The sequence below is a fragment of the Sphingobium sp. FW305-3-2-15-F-TSA7 genome, from assembly GCF_058787155.1.
Genome location: NZ_JBYSZM010000011.1, coordinates 49,020 through 67,049, shown reverse-complemented (window position 1 = coordinate 67,049; position 18,030 = coordinate 49,020). Strand labels below are relative to the sequence as shown.

The 18,030-nt window shown below is 66.1% G+C and carries 20 protein-coding genes; 14 read left to right on the top strand and 6 right to left on the bottom strand.

Annotation, left to right across the window (positions count from 1 at the left end; genetic code table 11):
- Positions 1–2: 2 nt before the first annotated feature.
- Complete coding sequence (locus tag AC3WN8_RS10755) at positions 3–671, top strand: phosphatase PAP2 family protein (RefSeq protein WP_492669517.1); 669 nt, start codon at positions 3–5, stop codon at positions 669–671.
- On the opposite strand, the gene AC3WN8_RS10750 is transcribed toward AC3WN8_RS10755, so the two are convergent.
- From AC3WN8_RS10750 to AC3WN8_RS10740, 3 genes are all read right to left on the bottom strand, one after another.
- Positions 646–1,071 (bottom strand): bactofilin family protein, encoded by a 426-nt coding sequence (locus AC3WN8_RS10750; RefSeq protein WP_492669405.1) that lies wholly within the window; start codon positions 1,069–1,071, stop codon positions 646–648. The two genes, AC3WN8_RS10755 and AC3WN8_RS10750, sit on opposite strands and share 26 nt — an antisense overlap.
- Positions 1,022–2,161 (bottom strand): M23 family metallopeptidase, encoded by a 1,140-nt coding sequence (locus tag AC3WN8_RS10745; protein ID WP_492669404.1) that lies wholly within the window; start codon positions 2,159–2,161, stop codon positions 1,022–1,024. The genes AC3WN8_RS10750 and AC3WN8_RS10745 overlap by 50 nt, the downstream gene beginning before the upstream one ends.
- Positions 2,162–2,385: 224 nt before the next feature.
- The gene (locus AC3WN8_RS10740; RefSeq protein ID WP_492669403.1) at positions 2,386–2,811 is read right to left on the bottom strand and encodes an EVE domain-containing protein; all 426 of its coding nucleotides are present in this window, start codon (positions 2,809–2,811) and stop codon (positions 2,386–2,388) included.
- Positions 2,812–2,908: 97 nt separating this feature from the next.
- On the opposite strand from AC3WN8_RS10740, the gene AC3WN8_RS10735 reads away from it, so the two are divergent.
- Complete coding sequence (locus AC3WN8_RS10735) at positions 2,909–3,337, top strand: OsmC family protein (RefSeq protein ID WP_492669402.1); 429 nt, start codon at positions 2,909–2,911, stop codon at positions 3,335–3,337.
- A gap of 4 nt (positions 3,338–3,341) precedes the next feature.
- On the opposite strand, the gene AC3WN8_RS10730 is transcribed toward AC3WN8_RS10735, so the two are convergent.
- Both AC3WN8_RS10730 and AC3WN8_RS10725 read right to left on the bottom strand, forming a co-directional pair.
- Positions 3,342–4,583 carry a multidrug effflux MFS transporter gene (locus tag AC3WN8_RS10730; protein ID WP_492669401.1) on the bottom strand — a complete coding sequence of 414 codons (1,242 nt, stop codon included), beginning with the start codon at positions 4,581–4,583 and terminating at the stop codon, positions 3,342–3,344.
- Between the two features lie 57 nt (positions 4,584–4,640).
- Entirely contained in the window at positions 4,641–5,702 is a 1,062-nt protein-coding gene (locus tag AC3WN8_RS10725) for a DUF3667 domain-containing protein (protein ID WP_492669400.1), read from the bottom strand.
- Positions 5,703–5,781: 79 nt separating this feature from the next.
- On the opposite strand from AC3WN8_RS10725, the gene AC3WN8_RS10720 reads away from it, so the two are divergent.
- From AC3WN8_RS10720 to AC3WN8_RS10675, 10 genes are all read left to right on the top strand, one after another.
- Positions 5,782–7,044 (top strand): glutamate-5-semialdehyde dehydrogenase, encoded by a 1,263-nt coding sequence (locus AC3WN8_RS10720; protein ID WP_492669399.1) that lies wholly within the window; start codon positions 5,782–5,784, stop codon positions 7,042–7,044.
- On the top strand, positions 7,041–7,670 hold the full coding sequence (locus tag AC3WN8_RS10715; RefSeq protein ID WP_492669516.1) for a nicotinate-nucleotide adenylyltransferase: 630 nt from the start codon (positions 7,041–7,043) through the stop codon (positions 7,668–7,670). Before AC3WN8_RS10720 ends, AC3WN8_RS10715 begins: the two co-directional genes overlap by 4 nt.
- A gap of 11 nt (positions 7,671–7,681) precedes the next feature.
- Positions 7,682–8,071 (top strand): ribosome silencing factor, encoded by a 390-nt coding sequence (rsfS, locus tag AC3WN8_RS10710; RefSeq protein ID WP_492669398.1) that lies wholly within the window; start codon positions 7,682–7,684, stop codon positions 8,069–8,071.
- Positions 8,072–8,131: 60 nt separating this feature from the next.
- On the top strand, positions 8,132–8,554 hold the full coding sequence (locus tag AC3WN8_RS10705) for a 23S rRNA (pseudouridine(1915)-N(3))-methyltransferase RlmH (RefSeq protein ID WP_492669397.1): 423 nt from the start codon (positions 8,132–8,134) through the stop codon (positions 8,552–8,554).
- Positions 8,555–8,558: 4 nt separating this feature from the next.
- Positions 8,559–9,758 carry a murein hydrolase activator EnvC family protein gene (locus AC3WN8_RS10700; protein ID WP_492669396.1) on the top strand — a complete coding sequence of 400 codons (1,200 nt, stop codon included), beginning with the start codon at positions 8,559–8,561 and terminating at the stop codon, positions 9,756–9,758.
- 123 nt (positions 9,759–9,881) lie between these two features.
- Positions 9,882–11,222, top strand: coding sequence for a S41 family peptidase (locus AC3WN8_RS10695; RefSeq protein WP_492669515.1), 1,341 nt, complete (start codon positions 9,882–9,884; stop codon positions 11,220–11,222).
- Positions 11,223–11,322: 100 nt separating this feature from the next.
- Positions 11,323–11,805: a disulfide bond formation protein B gene (locus tag AC3WN8_RS10690; RefSeq protein WP_492669395.1), complete on the top strand. Its 483-nt coding sequence runs from the start codon at positions 11,323–11,325 to the stop codon at positions 11,803–11,805.
- Complete coding sequence (locus AC3WN8_RS10685; RefSeq protein WP_492669394.1) at positions 11,802–12,326, top strand: demethoxyubiquinone hydroxylase family protein; 525 nt, start codon at positions 11,802–11,804, stop codon at positions 12,324–12,326. Before AC3WN8_RS10690 ends, AC3WN8_RS10685 begins: the two co-directional genes overlap by 4 nt.
- A 51-nt stretch (positions 12,327–12,377) precedes the next feature.
- Positions 12,378–12,830: a hypothetical protein gene (locus AC3WN8_RS10680; RefSeq protein WP_492669393.1), complete on the top strand. Its 453-nt coding sequence runs from the start codon at positions 12,378–12,380 to the stop codon at positions 12,828–12,830.
- Positions 12,827–13,348: a hypothetical protein gene (locus tag AC3WN8_RS10675; RefSeq protein ID WP_492669392.1), complete on the top strand. Its 522-nt coding sequence runs from the start codon at positions 12,827–12,829 to the stop codon at positions 13,346–13,348. Before AC3WN8_RS10680 ends, AC3WN8_RS10675 begins: the two co-directional genes overlap by 4 nt.
- Positions 13,349–13,527: 179 nt before the next feature.
- On the opposite strand, the gene AC3WN8_RS10670 is transcribed toward AC3WN8_RS10675, so the two are convergent.
- The gene (locus tag AC3WN8_RS10670) at positions 13,528–15,273 is read right to left on the bottom strand and encodes a DUF885 domain-containing protein (RefSeq protein WP_492669391.1); all 1,746 of its coding nucleotides are present in this window, start codon (positions 15,271–15,273) and stop codon (positions 13,528–13,530) included.
- A 55-nt stretch (positions 15,274–15,328) separates the two neighbouring features.
- Here AC3WN8_RS10670 and AC3WN8_RS10665 point away from each other — a divergent pair, with 55 nt between their 5' ends.
- Together AC3WN8_RS10665 and AC3WN8_RS10660 are read left to right on the top strand one after the other, a co-directional pair.
- Positions 15,329–15,607 carry a hypothetical protein gene (locus AC3WN8_RS10665; protein WP_492669390.1) on the top strand — a complete coding sequence of 93 codons (279 nt, stop codon included), beginning with the start codon at positions 15,329–15,331 and terminating at the stop codon, positions 15,605–15,607.
- A gap of 313 nt (positions 15,608–15,920) precedes the next feature.
- A complete protein-coding gene (locus tag AC3WN8_RS10660) occupies positions 15,921–17,897 on the top strand; it encodes an AAA family ATPase (RefSeq protein ID WP_492669389.1) in 1,977 nt (658 codons plus the stop codon).
- Positions 17,898–18,030 lie beyond the last annotated feature (133 nt).

Below are 18,030 nucleotides of genomic sequence, written 5' to 3'. Positions count from 1 at the left end.
CCATGGATCCGGTCATCCGTCGTTTCGCGAGCATATCGCTGATCTGCTGGCTGCTCGGAGCGCTGGTGATCGCGCTTGCGTGGAGCGGCGTGCTTCAGTCCTTCGACGAAGCGGCGCTGCGCGGTTTGCGGGGTGTCGGCGACACATTGCCGTCGCTGGTCACGGACATGATGCGCGGCGCCAGCTGGCTGGGCGATGGCTGGCCGCGCTCGATCCTGGCGGCCGCCTTCATCGTCTATCTGATGATCCGGCGGCTGGCGCGTGCCGCATCCTATATCCTCTATACCGCGCTCGGCATCGCCGCGCTCAACGCCTGGGTACTGAAGGCGATCGTCGCGCGCGCCCGGCCCGAGATCGTGACGCGGCTCGTCGAGGTTGATCAGAGCTGGAGCCTGCCGAGCGGTCATGCCGCGAACAGCGCCGCGGTCTATGGCGCGATCGCGCTGGTCGCGACGGTGCTGTGGTGGCGTAGGCGTCAGCGACGCGCGATCTGGGCGGTTGCCGGCGTGCTCGTGTTGCTGATCGGCGTGTCGCGCGTCTGGCTCGGCGTCCATTGGCCGAGCGATGTCGTCGCGGGCTGGCTGGTCGGTGCGGGCTGGGCCTCGCTGCTGGCCGTGCTGCTCAAGCCGGTGCAGGCCCGCGCTGCTACTCCGCCACCGAAACCAGCTTGAGCTGGGCTTCGCCGCCATCGGTGAGCAAGGCCCCGCCGCGCAGGGTGAAGCGGCCTTCCACACGGCCGCCCGGCGCGATGCTGATGGTTTCGTAGGAAATATCGCCGATCACATGCGCGGTGCGTTCGATCACCAGTTCGCGCGCATTGATCGAGCCGTCGACGACGCCTGATAGCCGCGCGGATTCGGCGGTGACGCTGCCCTTGATGCGGCTGGATTCGCCCTGCACAAGTGCGGCGCACTGGATATCGCCGTCGACGGCACCGTCGACATGAAGGTCGGCCTGTGCGCCGATATTGCCTGCGATCGAGACGTCGGGGCCGATTACGGAAAAGCCGCCGCCGGCGCGACTAGCGCCCGTCGAACCGCCGTTTGACGTTGTCTTGGACCTTGAGAACATCGGCATGGGACTCCAGGAACGGACGCGGATTGACCGCACGATCGTTGAGGCGGACTTCGAAGTGGAGATGGTCGCCGGTCGAGCGGCCGGTGCTGCCCATCCGCGCGATCTGCTGACCGCGCGCAACCATCTGCCCGGGGCGGACGTCGAATCCGGACAAATGGCCGTAACGGGTCTGGATGCCGTGGCCATGGTCGACGATGACGAGATTGCCATAGCCGCCCTGCGGGCCGACCGAGACCACGCGGCCGGCGGCGGCGGCCAGGATCGGCTGACCGCGATCGCCGGTGATGTCGATGCCGGCATGGAGCGCCGCGGCACCGTTGAACGGATCCGAGCGTACGCCGAAACCACTGCTGAGCGTCAATGGCAGCGCAGGCGCCGAATTGGGAATCGCGAGAAGCGCGCGTTCCATCGTGTCGAGCTGGCGAAGCGAGGTGGCGAGCCGGGTAAGGCTCAATTCCTTCAGCGTGCGCGGTGCTGTGCTGCGAAGCGGGATGAAGGGGCCACCCATCGCCGGATGCGGCGCGATCGCGCGCGGATTGACGCCGAAGCGGCGAATGGCCTTTTCGGCTTCCTGCGCGCGCATCGCGGCGGCCATGGTCAGCGTGTCGGCAAAGGCGAGCTGCCGCGCCTCGACCCGGGCGAGCGGCGCAGCCTCGGGAATGACTGCGCCTACCTTGGTCGGCGCGGCGGCGGGCGCGGGTGCCGCGGTCGGCGCGACCGCACCGAAATAGCGCTCCACCATCTGATCGAGAAGCTGCTGGCGCTTCTCGAGCCGGTCGGCAAGGCCGGCGACGTTCGATTGCCAGGCCTCGACGCGGCCGGCCGAACGGCTCACCGCGCTTTGCTGTGCGCCCAGTGCGATGCGATCCTGCACCGTCCGGATCTGCAGGCCGACCATGACCACCGTCGAGACCAGCCAGACCATGAAAAGTCCGGCCGCGAGCGCCGCGAGCTTGATCTGGAAACCGGTGGTGATGCGGAGGAAACGCATTTGCCCGCCCGAGCGGACATAGATCTCATGATCAGGGAAGAACCGCGCCACCCGGGCGTAGAGCCCGGACGGCTGCTTCGTTGTGACGTGCACCGTGCGACCTGTGATTATTAAAGGATTGACGTCCGCATAGTCGCACGCGGGCGACTCGCGAAACGCGCACAGGTCGACTCGTGACGAGTCGGGGGAGTCTTCGGACGAGATGAAGAAGACTTATAGAAACTATATGTATTCATGTCGCCGAAGCGCGGCCACCGCGTCCGGACGCACGATAATGGGTGGCGCGATTCGCGACCGATTCGGTCAAAAACGGACGATCAGCCGGTTGGTTCCCCGGCCATTTCCATCAGGACGCGCCACTCGTCCTTGCCGATCGGGACAACCGAAAGACGCGACTGGCGGATCATCGGTAGATCGGCAAGCCGCGGCTCCGCTTTGATTGCCTTGAGCGGGACAGATTTCTTCAGCGATCTGACGGGCTTGACGCGCACAGCCACCCATCGGCCGGTCGTATCGGTGCGGTCGGGCTCCGCTTCGCCGGAGATCTCCATGATCCCCACTGCTTCGAGCCCGATATTGCTGTGGTAGAACAGGACATGGTCGCCGCGCTTCATCGCGCGCATGTGCAACGCGGCGGTCGGATTGCGGACGCCGTCCCAATAGCCCTCGCCATCACGGACGAGATCGTCCCAGCCATAGGCATCGGGTTCGGATTTCATCAGCCAGTGGCCGCGATCGGGCATTGCATCCTCCGTTCGGGTGTCCGAACCTCGTCATAGTCGATATGCCGATGTCGCCAAGCCCATTCCAGGCAAGTCCATTCCAGACAGGAGCCCTTCCATGATCACACGCACCGCATCCGCCCGTTACGAAGGCTTTGGCAAGGACGGCAAAGGGCACGTCTCCAGCCAGTCGGGCGTGCTTTCGGACACCAATTACGGTTTCAACACGCGCTTCGAGGATGGTGCGGGGACGAATCCCGAGGAACTGATCGCCGCGGCGCACGCCGCCTGCTTCACCATGGCGCTCAGTTTCGCGCTGGCGCGCGAGGGATTTTCGGACGGCACGCTCGAAACCAAAGCGGCGGTCAAACTCGACAAGGACGGTGACGGTTTCTCGATCACCCGATCGGATCTGACGCTCACCGCGCGCGTGCCCGGGATCGATGCTGACCGATTTGCGGAGATCGCGGCGGGCGCGAAGGCGAACTGCCCGGTCTCGAAGCTGCTCAAGGCCGAGATCACATTGACCCACGACCTGTCCGAATGATCGATCAGGCCGGCTGCGGCGTCTGCCGGAACAGCCGGCCGCGTTCGGTGACGAGCACGGCCCCGATCGCAGCGAGTCCGCACAGGAAGAATCCGGTGTAGAGCGGGATCGTCGTGCCGTCGAACAGGCGGCCGACGCTGATGCCGATCGTTGCGCCGACGATCGTCGAGAAAGCGCCCTGCAGCGAACTGGCGGTGCCGGCGACATGGCCGACGCGCTCCATTGCAAGCGCGCCGAAATTGGCGGCCGCCAGACCGAAGCAGCCCATGGCCGCGGCCTGGAGCAGTGTGAAGCCGATCATCGATTCATGACCTGAGAGAGCGACGGCGAGGTGGATGCCGCCGAACAGCGTGAAGCCGATCAACGCCCAATGGCCGATGAAGCGCATCCCCAGCCGGACGACCAGCCGCGAGTTGATCAGCGATCCCACCGCCATCGTCGTGGCGACACCGCCAAAGACCAGCGCCAGCATCCCGGGCGCGTGGAAGACATCCGCGAAGATCTGCTGGACCGAATGAATGAAGCTCATCAATGCGCCGTTGATGAAAGCGCCGGCCAGGGTGTAGCCGTTGGACTGGCGGTCGCGCAGCACCGTCGCATAGGATGCGCCGAGCCCCGCCGGCGTGATCGTGATGCGACGATCGGCGGGCAGGGTCTCGGGCAGCCGCGTTCCGGCCCAAAGCAGGATGACCACACCGATCGCGGCAAGTGCGACGAAGATCCAGCGCCATGGCGCGACCAGCAGGATGAGCTGCCCGACGCTCGGCGCGAGCACCGGTGCCGCCATGAAGACGATGAAGGCCAGGCTCATCACCCGCGCCATCTGCCGGCCGACATAACGATCGCGCACGATCGAGACGACCAGCGCCCGGCCGCCGGCCGCGCCCGCGCCCTGCGCCATGCGTGCGGCGATCAGCAGCTCGAAGCTTGGCGCGAAAGCTGCCACCAGGCTGAAAATCACATAGCCGGCGACCGAGATCAGCAGGACGGGGCGTCGGCCGAACCGGTCGGACAATGTACCGACGAAAAATTGCGAGACGCCGAATCCGATCAGAAAGGCGCCGATCACGAACTGGCGATCATTGTCGTGCACGATGTCGAGCGAGCGGCCGATCGCGGGAAGTGCCGGGATCATCGAATCGATCGCCAGCGCGACCGTCGCCATGATCAGCGCGATCAGAGCGATGAACTCGCGCGGGCCGGGGCGCTCGGCCACGGGCGTTTCCTGGGTCGCCGGTGTATCCATGGCGGGCACTTGGCGCATTGGGTCGTCGATTGCCAGTGCTGCGGCGCAAAAAACCGATCAGCCCGAGATGCCGAGTCCCAGCAGGAACAGCAGGAAGAGCACCAGCGCGAAAGACGCGAAGATGATGAGCAGGAAGGTTCGGATCAATGCGCCGAACCGTCCGATCTCATAGGCACCCTTGAGCTGGGCATAGATATGCACCGGCGGGATGATCAGCGCCGCCACGCTGATCACGTCGCTGCTCACGCCGCCCACCCACATCACCGTGAGCAGGATCGTCAGCAGTGACATGAAGGCGAGCGAGTAAGTGACGAAGATCGCGTGATCGTACACGCGCCGGCGGAAATGCCACAGGAACATCAGCCAGACGAACGGCACCGAGATCGGAATCAATGCCCATGAAAATTTATAGGCATTGGACTGGATCTTGTAGAGCGCGAGATTGGGATTCGCATTGGCCTTGGCGAGGCCCTTGTCGAGTTTGGGCCAGCCGGTCTTGAAGTCGGCAAAGCTCGGCATCTTGCCTTGCGCGGCCGCCTCGGCGTTCTTCAGCATCTCGCGGCGCGTCCCCAGATTCTCCTGGAGCGCGGATGTGTCCTGGCCCGCAGCCCTGGCCTCCGCGATCTTGCGCTCGACATTGGCGACGCCCTTGCGCTGGATTTCGACCTGGCTCGCTGCCTGCGCCTGCAATTGCGGATTCTTCGTGACATCCAGCTCGGAGGTTTCGAGATGCCCGCCAAATGCGTTGATCACCGCGAACATCAGGAAAACCGAGAACAGGAACAGTGCGAGCGGGGATACGAAGCGCGCACGTTCGCCATGGACATAGCGGCGGGTCAGTTCGCCGGGGCGGAAGGCGAGCATCGGCAGCGTGCGCCAGATCTTGCCCTCGAAATGGAGTACGCCATGCGCGAGATCGTGCCAGATCGCGGCGAGCGAGCGATGGATATGCCCAGGCTGGCCGCAGGCGTGGCAATAGGGGCCGGTAAGCGCCGTACCGCAATTGAGGCAGATGCCGTGTGCGGCGTCGCCGTCATGGGTGCCGGCATGCGGTTCGACGGCATTCGCCACCAGACCTCCGGTCACCGCGTCTCCCGCCGCTTCCATGCCCCCTGACATGAAGCGGCTCCTAGCAGCCGCCGCACGAGACGGGGAAGCGCTATTTCGTGCGGTCATCGATCATGCTAGGCGCGCCGGCATGACTGAGGGCCATGATTGCGAAGCGCTGATCCGGGAGATGGCGACCGCCGCGCGTGCGGCGGCGGGGCGGCTGGCGGCCATGTCCGCCGCACAAAAGGCGGCCGCGCTGGTTGCGGCGGCGCATGCGGTGCGCGACGATGAAGCCGCCATCCTTGCTGCCAATGCCGAGGATATGGCGCGTGCCGAGGCGGCAGGGCTGTCGTCGGCGCTGCTCGATCGGCTGAAGCTCGATTCGGGCCGACTGGCGGCGATGGCCGACGGCATGGCCGCGGTCGCCGGTCTGGGCGATCCGGTCGGTATGGTCATCGACGAGACGCGGCGTCCCAACGGCCTGATCCTGCAGCGCGTGCGTGTGCCGTTGGGCGTGATCGGGATCATCTATGAGAGCCGGCCCAATGTGACCGCCGACGCGGCGGCGCTCTGCTTCATGTCGGGCAATGCCGCGATCCTGCGTGGCGGATCCGAGGCAATGGCGAGCAATCGCGCGATCCATCGGGCGCTGGTGCGCGGACTGGTTGCGGCGGGTGCGCCCGAAGCGGCGATCCAGCTCGTGCCGGTGACCGACCGTGCGGCCGTCGGCGCGATCCTCGGCGCGGCGGGGCTGATCGACATGGTCGTGCCGCGCGGCGGCAAGTCGCTCGTCGCGCGCGTCCAGGCGGAAGCGCGCGTGCCGGTGCTCGCGCATCTCGACGGCATCAACCATGTCTATGTCGACGCCGCCGCCGATCCCGCCAAGGCGCTCGACATCGTCGTCAATGCCAAGATGCGGCGAACGGGCGTGTGCGGCGCGATGGAGACCCTGCTGGTCGACAGCGACTATGTCGGCGCCGCAGCCTTGGTCGATGCGCTGATCGGCGCGGGCTGTGAAGTGCGCGGCGACGCGGCGACGCAGGCGCTGGATGCCCGCGTGACCGACGCCGCCGATGCGGACTGGGATACCGAATATCTCGACGCCATCGCCTCGGTCGCGCTGGTCGACGGGCTCGATGCCGCGATCGCGCATATCGCGGCGCATGGATCGCACCATACCGACGCGATCGTCACCGAGGACGACGCGGCGGCCGAGCGCTTCCTGAGCGAGGTCGACAGCGCGATCGTGATCCACAATGCCTCGACCCAGTTCGCCGATGGCGGCGAATTCGGCCTGGGCGCCGAGATCGGCATCTCCACCGGCCGGCTTCACGCGCGCGGCCCGGTCGCGCTCGAAGGGCTGACGACGTACAAATGGCTGGTGCGGGGCAACGGCCAGACGCGTCCCTGATGCGCATCGGCCTGCTCGGCGGTTCGTTCAATCCTGCGCATCGCGGGCATCGCCATATCAGCCGCTTCGCGCTCGACGCGCTGGGGCTGGACGAGATCTGGTGGATGGTTTCGCCGGGCAATCCGCTGAAGCCGGCAAAGGGCATGGCGCCGTTGACCGCACGGCTCGGTTCGGCGCTTAAGATGAGCCGCGGACTGCCCATCCGCGCCACCGCGATCGAGCGGACGCTTGGGACGCGCTACACCGTCGACACGCTCGCCGCGCTCATCCGCCGCTATCCCAAACACGACTTTATCTGGCTGATGGGAGCGGACAATCTCGACCAGTTTCACCGCTGGCGCGACTGGCGGAAAATCGCACGAATAGTTCCGATTGCCGTAATCGCTCGTCCGGGCTATGATCGCGATGCCCATGCAGGTGGTGCTATGGGATGGCTGCGGCGCTTCGTCCGGCCCGCTAGCCAGCGATTGAGCTGGACCAACTGGAGATTGCCGGCGCTCGTGCTGTTGCGCTTTCGCCCCGATCCAACCTCCGCAACCCGTCTGCGACAGGCAGATCCCCATTGGCATCGTGACTTCGCCGCTAGCGCTCCGCGCGACCGCGTCACACGATTGCCGATATCCTAGAAGGAATACACTTGCCCCTACCCGCTTCCGCATCGAAGGCGTCTTCCGGCCCCGAGGAGGTCGAAGCGCTCCACAGGCTCGTCCTCGAATCGCTCGATGACGATCAGGCGGTCGAAACCGTCTCGATCCCGCTTGCCGGCAAAAGCAGCATCGCAGATCACATGGTGATCGCGTCGGGCCGCTCGACCCGTCAGGTCGCGTCGATGGCGACCAAGCTGGCCGAGAAGATCAAGGCGCAATGCGGCCGCAGCGCGCGCATCGAAGGGCTGCCCAATGCCGATTGGGTGCTGATCGACGCGGGCGACGTGATCGTCCATCTGTTCCGCCCCGAAGTGCGCAGCTTCTACAATCTCGAGCGGATGTGGAATTTCGGCGACGCGCCGGCTGCCAACGAGGAGTGAGCGTATTTCGGGCGGCTGCCCGAAATACCGTTTGAGCTGGGGATGTGGAGTTAGACCGACGTGCTTCTCCATATCATCGCGCGGGGCCGGATCGGTCGTTCCCCCGAAGCGGAGCTCGTCGATCGCTATGTGAAGCGGCTGAGCTGGCCGTTCAAGCTCACCGAATTGCCCGATAGCGGCGGGCGCATGCCGGTCCGCGATCCGGGCACCGTCCTGATCATGCTCGATGAAAAGGGCGAACAGCTCGGCTCGATGGACTTTGCCCGCCGGCTCGAGCGCTGGCGTGACGATGGCCGCCGCGAGGCGCGCTTCCTGATCGGCGCGGCCGACGGCTTCGACAATGCGGCGCGCGATGAGGCCGATCTGCTGATCGCATTCGGCCGCGCGACATGGCCGCATCTGATGGCGCGCGCGATGCTGGCGGAGCAGCTCTGGCGCGCCACCGCCATCCTTGCCAACCACCCCTATCACCGCGAAGGATAAGCGCGTGACGCGCGCGATCCTCTTTCCTGCCCTGGTGCTTGCCGTGGTGGCGACGCTGGGGCTGGCCGTCCACGCCCCCGCGGCGACGACGATCGCCGAGGAACAACGCGCCCTGGTCAAGGCGCGCCGCGATGCCGCGACCGCGGCCGCGCGCTCGGCACAGCTCGAACGCGACGCGGCGAGCGAACGCGATGAGGCCGTGCGTGCCGAGGCGCAGGCCGCCGCGGTCGCGGCGCGCATCCAGTCGGCAGAGGCCGATATCGCCGCTGCCGAAGCACGGATCCGCATCCTCGCCCGGCTCCAGGCGGCACAGCGCATGCGGCTGGCCGAGCGCCAGCAACCGATCGTCCGGCTGACCGCTGCACTCCAGACGATGGCGCGGCGTCCGGCCGCGCTGGCGCTGGTCCAGCCGGGGTCGACTGCCGATCTCGTCCATGTCCGTTCGCTGCTGGCGACGATCGTACCGGTCGTGGAACAGCGGACGAGCGGGTTGCGCGACGAGATCGCGCGCAGCCGGGCTTTGCGCCGCAGCGCCGATTTGGCCGCGCTGTCGCTGCGCAAGGGCCGTGAACGTCTCCAGTCGGAGCGCCAGGCGCTGGCCAGGCTGGAGGCGACGCACCGCCAGCGGTCGCGCCAGTTCGCCGACGGCGCGATGTTCGAATCGGATCGCGCCATCGCGCTGGGTGAGAAGGCGCGCGACATTGTCGACCTGATGTCCGCGCTCGACGCGCAGGCAGGCATTCGCGAAGCGCTGCAGAGCCTGCCCGGGCCGCTGCTGCGCCCCGTACGCCCGGGCGGCGTGCAGGCTCCACCCGACGATCCGCGCATCGCGCAGCCGCGCAATCCGCCCTATCGGTTGCCCGTGCTTGGAGAGGTGGTGACCGGATTGGGCGAGGTGTCCGCTTCGGGCGTCCGTGCCAAGGGGCTGACGCTGGAGACGCAGGCGGGCGCGCAGGTGGTGGCACCCACGCGTGGGCGCATCGCCTATGCCTCGGATTATCGGGGTTTCGGCAAGATCGTGATCGTCGATCATGGCCAGGGCTGGACCTCGCTGATCACCAATCTGGCGGCGCTCGATGTCAAGGTGGGGGATGCCGTGACCCAGGGCAGCCCGATCGGCCGCGCCGGGGCGGGGCGCCCGAGAGTGACGGTGGAACTGCGTCGCAACGGACGTCCGGTGGATATCACGCCGCTCGTCGGCTGAGATTCGGTCGAAAAGGCCGCGAGTCTGTATCGGGTCGTTGCCCGCCGGTTTTCGGGAAAGGCAAAAGCCTGTATGCTCGCGATCAGAAGTCTGGGAATCTAAAGTTTGGAAAGCCTGTTGCAGATGTCCAAATCGATCATCCACGCCGCCATCGCCGTTTCCGCGATCGCGCTTGTCCCGGCGACGACCGCGAGCATGGCCGCGGTCGACGCCAAGACCTGGCGCGAGTTCGACCAGTTCATCGCGGTGTTCGACGAGGTGCGCAGCAAATATGTCGAGCAGGTCGACGATCAGACCCTGCTCAAGGGCGCGATCGACGGCATGCTTGCCGCACTCGATCCGCACAGCTCCTATCTCGACGCGCGCGATTTCGAGAATCTGCGGACCCAGACCGATGGCGCCTATGGCGGCCTGGGGCTGACCGTCTCGATGGAGGACGGCGCAGTCAAGGTGATCACGCCGACCGAGGATACGCCGGCCTTCCGCGCCGGGATCAAGGCGGGCGATTACATCACCCATATCGGCAAGACGCTGATCTTCGGCGGCACGCTCGACGACGCAGTCGATCAGATGCGTGGCCGGCCGGGCACGACCATCACCCTCACCATCGTCCGTCCCGGCCGCGAAAAGCCGTTCGACGTGACGCTGACCCGTGAGATCATCGAGCTGAAGCCGGTGAAATGGGAAGTGAAAGATCGCGTCGGCATCATCAACATCAACGGCTTCTCCAAGACGACGGCCGACAGCGTCCGCGCCGCGGTGGTGGGCATCGAGAAGTCGCTTGGCGCGCCGCCGCTCGGCTATGTCGTCGATCTGCGCTCGAACCCGGGCGGATTGCTCGATCAGGCGGTCGAGGTCTCCGACATATTCCTCGAGCGCGGTGAGGTCGTCTCGCAGCGCGGACGCGAGAAGGGCGATATCGAGCGTTTCTACGCGCGGCCCGGCGATATGGCGCGCGGTCTGCCGATCGTCGTGCTCGTCGATTCGGGATCGGCCTCCGCCGCCGAGATCGTCGCTGGCGCATTGCAGGATCATCATCGCGCGGTCGTGATGGGTGAACGCAGCTTCGGAAAGGGCTCGGTCCAGACCTTGCTGCCGCTGACCGACACCACGGCGCTGCGCCTGACCACGGCGCGTTATTTCACGCCGTCGGGCCGTTCGGTGCAGGAAGGCGGCATCGAGCCCGACCTGCTCGTGCCGCAGCTTTCGGATCCCGACTACAAGACCCGCCCGCGCTTCCGCGAAGCCGACCTCAAGCGCCACCTGATCAACGAGGCCAAGGTCGACAACACGGTACTCGAGGACGATTCGAAGGACGATCCGCGTTTCACCCAGACCGCCGAACAGCTCAAGAAAGCCGGAGTCACCGATTTCCAGCTCGACTATGCGATCAAGGCGGTTGCCCGGTCGCGCAAGCCGATGGTGGTGGCGAGCGCCGCGGCGCGGCCCGGCGGTCGCCGCTGAACGAACGCGCATATTTTTCGGTCCGGTCATCCCGGAGACAGCTGGCAATCGCCATGGTGCCGGGCGCGCCGTTTGCGGTGCGACATGAAGAAGGTTGCTGATGGATCGCCTCAAACTCGCTCGCGCCGTCGCATTGCTGACGCCGGTGCTCCTGATGGCCGGGGCGCTCGGCTCGCAATATTTCGGCGGTCTCTATCCGTGCGAGATGTGCCATTGGCAGCGCTGGCCGCATTATGCCGCGATTCCGCTGGCGCTGCTCGCCATCCTGCTGCGCGGGCAGGGCATTGGCCGGTTGTTCCTGGCCTTGGCGGCGCTTGCGATCCTGACCAGCGGCGCGATCGGCGTTTTCCATGCCGGGGTCGAATATGGCTGGTGGGAAGGGCTGACGACCTGTTCAAGCATCGCCGATTCGGGCGGCAGCGTCGACGACATGCTGCGCAACCTGATGCAGGCGCCCGTGGTTCGCTGTGACGAGGCGCAATGGACGCTGGCGGGCATTTCGCTCGCCGGATTCAACGCGATCTTTTCGATCGGTGCCGCGCTCACCATATTCGGCCTGATGGCAAAGGCACGCAAGTCATGACCGGCCTGTCGAAGCCCGATACCGCGTCGATGCTGCGCGTCGACCAGGCGGGTGAATATGGCGCGACCCGCATCTATGCCGGGCAGATGGCGGTGATGGGCGATCGCACCCCCGCCGCGCGGCTGGTCGCCGGCATGGCGGCGCAGGAAGAACGCCATCGTCGTCATTTCGACGCGATGATCGCGGCGCGCGGCGTGCGTCCGACCCTGCTTCAGCCGATCTGGGACGTGGCCGGCTTCTGGCTGGGCGCCGCCACCGCGGCGATCGGCCCCGAGGCGGCGATGGCCTGCACCGCGGCGATCGAGACCGAGATCGACAATCATTACCGCGAACAGCTCGAGGAACTGGGAGACAGCGATCCCGAATTGTCGGACGCGATCGCCGAGTTCCGCGCGGAAGAGATCGAGCATCGCGACCAGGCGCTTGCCGCCGGCGCCGAGCGGGCGCCCGCCTATCCGGTGCTGAGTGCTGCGATCCGCCTGGGATGCCGTGCCGCGATCGCGCTGTCGAAGCGGATCTGACGGAGATTATGGAGCGCCCGCGCGTTCCTGGAGTGAAGAAGGACCGGTTTCATGCGTAGCGCGTTCCTCATTGCCGTCGCCCTGACCGCCCTTGGCGGCGCGACGGCTGCGGTGCCTGCGCACGCGCAGGACCAGCGCGTGATCGTCGTTTATGGCGACGATCCCTGTCCTGTCGCGAAGGAAGGCGAGGAAATCATCGTCTGCCCCAGGCGGCCGGAAAGCGAGCGCTACCGCGTGCCCAAGCGCTTCCGCGAACAGGAAGTCGCGCCGGGCAACGCCAATGAGAGCTGGGCGGTCAGATCGGAAGCGCTCAATGAGGCATCGCCGACCGGAATCAGCAAATGCTCGGTGGTTGGGCCCGCGGGCTGGACGGGATGCTATGCCCAGTTCCTGCGTGAAGCCCAGGCCGATCGCCGCGCCCAGCGCGCGGCCAACAATGCGATCCCGAGTGCAAATGATCGCCCGTTGAGCGATGTGGATCAAGACGAGGACGACGAACAATGACGATGCGCATCCTGGCCCCGATACTGATCCTCGCTCTCGCGCCCGCCGCCGCGCACGCCCAGGCCGTGCCCGATCCGGACAATGAGAAAATCAACCAGGTCATCGTCTATGGCGATCAGCCCTGTCCCAAGGGCAATGCCGACGAAATCGTGATCTGCGAGCGCCGGACCGATCCCTATCGCATTCCCAAACCGTTGCGCAGCAATCCCAATGCGCCCGAGAACGCCGCCTGGGGCGCGCGTGCCCAGTCGCTCGAATATGTCGGACGCAACGGCATCGGCAGCTGCACGCCCACCGGTTCGGGCGGCACCAGCGGCTGTTTCAACCAGCTCGTCCGTCAGGCGCGGGCCGAGCGTGCACAAGGCGACGGCACCAACTGGGTCGCGCTGGTCGAGGAAGCCCGCGAGGCGCGGGTCGGCCGGATCGATGCCGATTCGGAAGCGATCGAAGCGCGGGTGAAGGCCGAGGAAGCGGCGAAAGCCGCGCGCGACGCAGAGGCGGCGAAAGAGCCAAAATAAGGCCCTCTCCTCCCTATCGCGTAGCGATGGGGAAGGGAACCGCGCGACATGGTCGCGTGGTGGAGGGGAAGCGCCGCGAGAGCGGCGGCTGAATCAATATTGGCGGATAGATCGCATTTCCCCTCCACCAGCCTGCGGCTGGTCCCCCTCCCCATGCCTGCGGCATAGGGAGGAGAGCGTCAGCCTCTCTTCTCCGCCGCGATCCAGTCTTCGATCTGCGCGTCGAGCACGTCGAGCGGTACCGCGCCCTGGCCGAGCACGGCATCGTGGAAGCGTCGCAGGTCGAATTTCGGACCGAGCGCCTTTTCGGCACGGCCGCGCAGGTCGCGGATCTTGAGCTCGCCCAGCTTGTAGGCCAGCGCCTGGCCCGGCCAGGTGATGTAGCGATTGACCTCGGCATCGATATTGGCGTCGGTCAGTGCGCTGTTGTCCTTCATGAAGGCGACGGCCTGATCCTTGCTCCAGCCCTTGGCATGGATGCCGGTGTCGACGACGAGACGGCACGCGCGCCACATCTCGTATGACAGCCGGCCCATATCCTTTTGCGGCGTGTCGTAGATGCCGGTCTCTATGCCCAGCCGCTCCGAATAGAGCCCCCAGCCCTCGGTGAAGGCGGTGAAGCCGTTGCCGTAGCGGCGCCACAGCGGGATATCGAGTTCCTGCTGGAGCGCGATCTGGTGATGATGGCCGGGCACCGCCTCATGGCTGGTCAGCGCCGGAATCTCCCAGAAGGGCCGCTGGTCGAGCTTGGACGTGTTGACATAATAGGTGCCCGAAATCCCCGTTACCGGCGATCCGGCGCTGTAATAGGCGGTGGTGGTGCCCTCCGCCGTCTCGGCGGGGATCGGACGGATGCCATAGGGCAGCCGCGCGAGCTTTCCGAACAGGCCAGGCATCATGCCGTCGATGGTCTTGGCCATGCGCGCCGATTTTTCGAGCAGTTCTTCGGGCGTCTTCGCGAAATATTTCGGGTTGGTGCGCATATCGGCGATCATCGCCTCGCGGCTGGCGAAGCCCGCCTTTCTGGCGACCTCGTCCATCTCCGCCCGGATTCGCGCGACTTCGCTTAGCCCGATCCGGTGGATCGCATCGGCGCTCAGATCGGTCGTGGTCTCCTGACGGATGCGAAAGGCGTAATAGGCGGCACCACCCGGCTGCGCCGATATGCCCGGTGCCTTCGCGCATTTCTTCGCATAGGTGCCGACATAGAAATCATGATGCCTGGTGTAGGCCGGATTGAGCACATCGGTCACGATCGCGCGGGCGCGGGCCTTCATCGCCGTCCAGTCGGCGTCGGACATGTCGACGGGGCGGGGTTTCAGGAAGGGCGCGTAGAAGCGCGATTTCTCCGGATCGGCGGAGACGACGCCGATGATCCCCTTTTCATAGCCCTTGAGCGCGATGCAGGGCAGGACATAGCCGCCATCGACTGCCTGCCCGGTGATCTTCAGCGCTTCGTCGTTGAGTTTCGGATATTGGGCGATGCGGGCCAGATAGCTCTGATAATCTGCGCGCGTGCGAAAGGGCAGGTCGTCCGCCATGCTCGCGAAACCCTGGTGCCAGCCATAATAGGTGGTGAAGAGCATGGTGCGCTGGCCGAAACGATTTTCCTCGACGGCCTCGGTGAAGGTCCGGCGCAGGATCGCCTTGTTGACGCGATCGGCGGCGGACAGGCTCGCGTCCGGAATCGCATCGAGCCGCTTCAGGAATGCCGCATTGTCGCTCGTGCGCCGGTCGGCCGCCGCCAGGCTGATGTCGCGGATGCGATCGTCATAATCGCGCACCCCGAGCGATGTCGCCAGTGTCGGCGATTCGCGCAGCATCCAGGCCTCGTAGTCGCTCTGCAGCCGCTTGAAATCGTCGGCGGGTGCAGCCGTGGCGGGATGGGCGGACAGGAGCAGGGCGGTCAAGAACCAGCGGCGCATCGGACGATCCTCGCGAATTGTGATGTGCTTGAAACGCTAGTCATTTTGTCGGCGGATGCCCACTCCGCTCTTCCGGTTCGGCTATGCGACGAACCGTCGGCGCGATCCGGAACTCCCGACCGTGCCGTCCATTCTACAGGCCATGAGCGGAATGAATATCGGTGGTGCGCGGCGGTTGCAGCGCTCCGGAAAGTTGCGGCGTGAAGCGGAAAATTGTCTGGCCATCGCGGTTCGCGAGACACAGCCGGATATGGCGGCGCTGCTGATCGACGAGGCGGTAAGGTTGGCGGTGCGCGCACGCGAGCTTGGCGGAGAAGCGAACGACGCTGGATAAAACCGCCCGATGGTCGCCGCGAATGCCGCGTATCCCGCCGATCTGCTGAAGCGGGCACCCCATTCGGGCTGATTGACTTTAACGTTACGTGCGATTAACGACCCGCCCGCTCGCCAATCCCGGTGAGCGAAAGGAACTGCAATGTTCGGACGCTTTTATCTGTCGGGATTGATCCCCGCAGCCGTCCGGACCTCGCCGAAGCGCTAGTCGCGTCCTCGGCCGGGTCCGTGGACCTGGCTGCAATCATCCCGAAAAATTCAGAGAACCAATGCCTGCGGCACCTTTGCGTCCGACGGGTGGACCGGGTGAAGACATGGGCGAGAAAGACCTTGCGCGGGGCATGATCCTGCTGCTGCGCGAACATATCGAAGCGGATTCCGGCGCCGGAAAGGCGCTGGTCGAATGGATGGAGAAACGACGCGACTGGCTGTGGCCTGCGGGCGAAGCGCCCGAGGCCATCGACTGGGAGTCGATCGAGGGTTTCGCCGGCCGGATTCCGGCGGGCGAAGCACCGGGCACGCCGTTGCGGCTGGCGGAGGCGATCGCCGACGTGCTGTCGCTCGACGGTTTCGATCGGGCGCTGCTTGTCGCCGTGATCGGTTTCCATCGTGCCAACCGGCTGACCGAACTGCGTGCCGTGCTGGAAAAGGAACGCGCGGACATGCCGGTGGTGTTCGGCATGCTGGCCGGTGCCGAACGGGGGCGTGCCGCCTTTGCGGTGCGCACCAGCCTGCCGGTCGGGCTCGGGCTGCTCGAAGTGGCGATGAAGTCGCTCGGCGGCGTCGACCTCGATCTGAGCTGGACGTTCGAGCGGCTGCTCAATCGCGGCGTTCCCGAACCCGATTGGCTGGCCGATGCACTTGCCGGCCCGCGGCAGGGCGCGGTGCTGACGCTCGACGATTTTGCGGGTGTCGCCGAGGCCGATCTGCTCGTGCGGCTGCTCAAGGGAGCTGTCGCGGGGCGCGAACCCGGGGTCAACATCCTGATCCATGGCCCGCCGGGTACGGGCAAGACCGAGCTGGCGCGGACGTTGGCAGCGGCGGCCGGGGCCGCGCTCCATGCCGTGGGCGAAGTCGACGAGGATGGTGACGAACCGTCACGCTTCGACCGCATCTCGGCGCTTCGTCGCGCCCAGCGCGCGCTGGAGCGGCGTGGCGGTACATTGCTGCTGTTCGACGAGATGGAGGATCTGATCGGCGACACGCGGCAGGGCGGCAGCGGCTATTCCGACGCCCGCATGGGTTCGAAGATCTTCATCAACCGGATGCTGGAAACCAATGCGATTCCGGTGATCTGGACGAGCAATGCGATCTCGCGGATCGATGCCGCGCATCTGCGCCGGATGAGCTTCGTGCTGAAGCTCGATCATCCGCGCGGACGCGATCGCATGCGCGTCCTGTCGCGCATCGCCGCGCTGGAGGAGATGCCGGGTGCGGCTGAGCCGCTGGCCGGCCTTGCGCGCGACGCGGTCGAACTGCCCAGCATCGCACGCGTCGCGCTGCGCTCGGCGCGGATCGCCGGCGGTGATGCTGCGGAGGCCGCGATGGTTGCCGGGGCGCTGGTGCGCGGGCTGCGTGACGAAGAGGGGATGCCGCGTGAAACGGCGAAGCCGCTGCTCGATCTCGACCTGTTCGAGAGCGATCCGCCGGTGGCCGATCTGATCGAACGGCTGACCGCACCCGGTGCGCCCGTTGATTTCACGATGCTGCTCACCGGCCCGCCCGGCACCGGCAAGACCGCGCTGGTCGGCCATGTCGCGCGCGGGCTCGATCGTCCGCTACACGTCAAGCGGACGTCGGACGTACTGAGTAAATGGGTGGGGGAGACCGAGCGCAACATCGCCGACGCCTTTGAGGATGCACGGCGCGAGGGTGCGGTGCTGCTGTTCGACGAGGTCGATTCGCTGCTATTCGATCGGGCGGACGCGACGCGGTCGTGGGAAGTGGCCCAGGTCAACGAATTGCTGACCTGGCTGGACGGGCACGGCCTGCCGGTGTTCGCGGCGACCAACCATCCCGGACGGCTCGACCCCGCGGCGCTTCGGCGTTTCGTGTTCAAGCTGTCGCTTGGGCCGCTGTCACGGGCCCGCGCGGCACGGGCGTTCGAACGCTTTTTCGGCATGCCGGCGCCGACCGGCATGCCGATGCCGGAGAATCTGACGCCCGGCGATTTCGCCGTGGTGAAGCGCCAGCTTCGCTTCAGCACCGGGCTGGAACCGCATGTCGTCGTCGCGCTGCTCGAAGCCGAGGCGCGCGCGAAGCCGGGCATGGCGGGGCGGATCGGGTTCTGAAGTGGCTCGGAACCACGGCAAACAAGGGATATTCGGTGATGATCCGGTTCGATCCGAACTGGATCATCGCCGACCCGATCCGCCTTCGGATTGATCAAAATCAGCGACAGGCGGACTTTAAGAACATATAGTG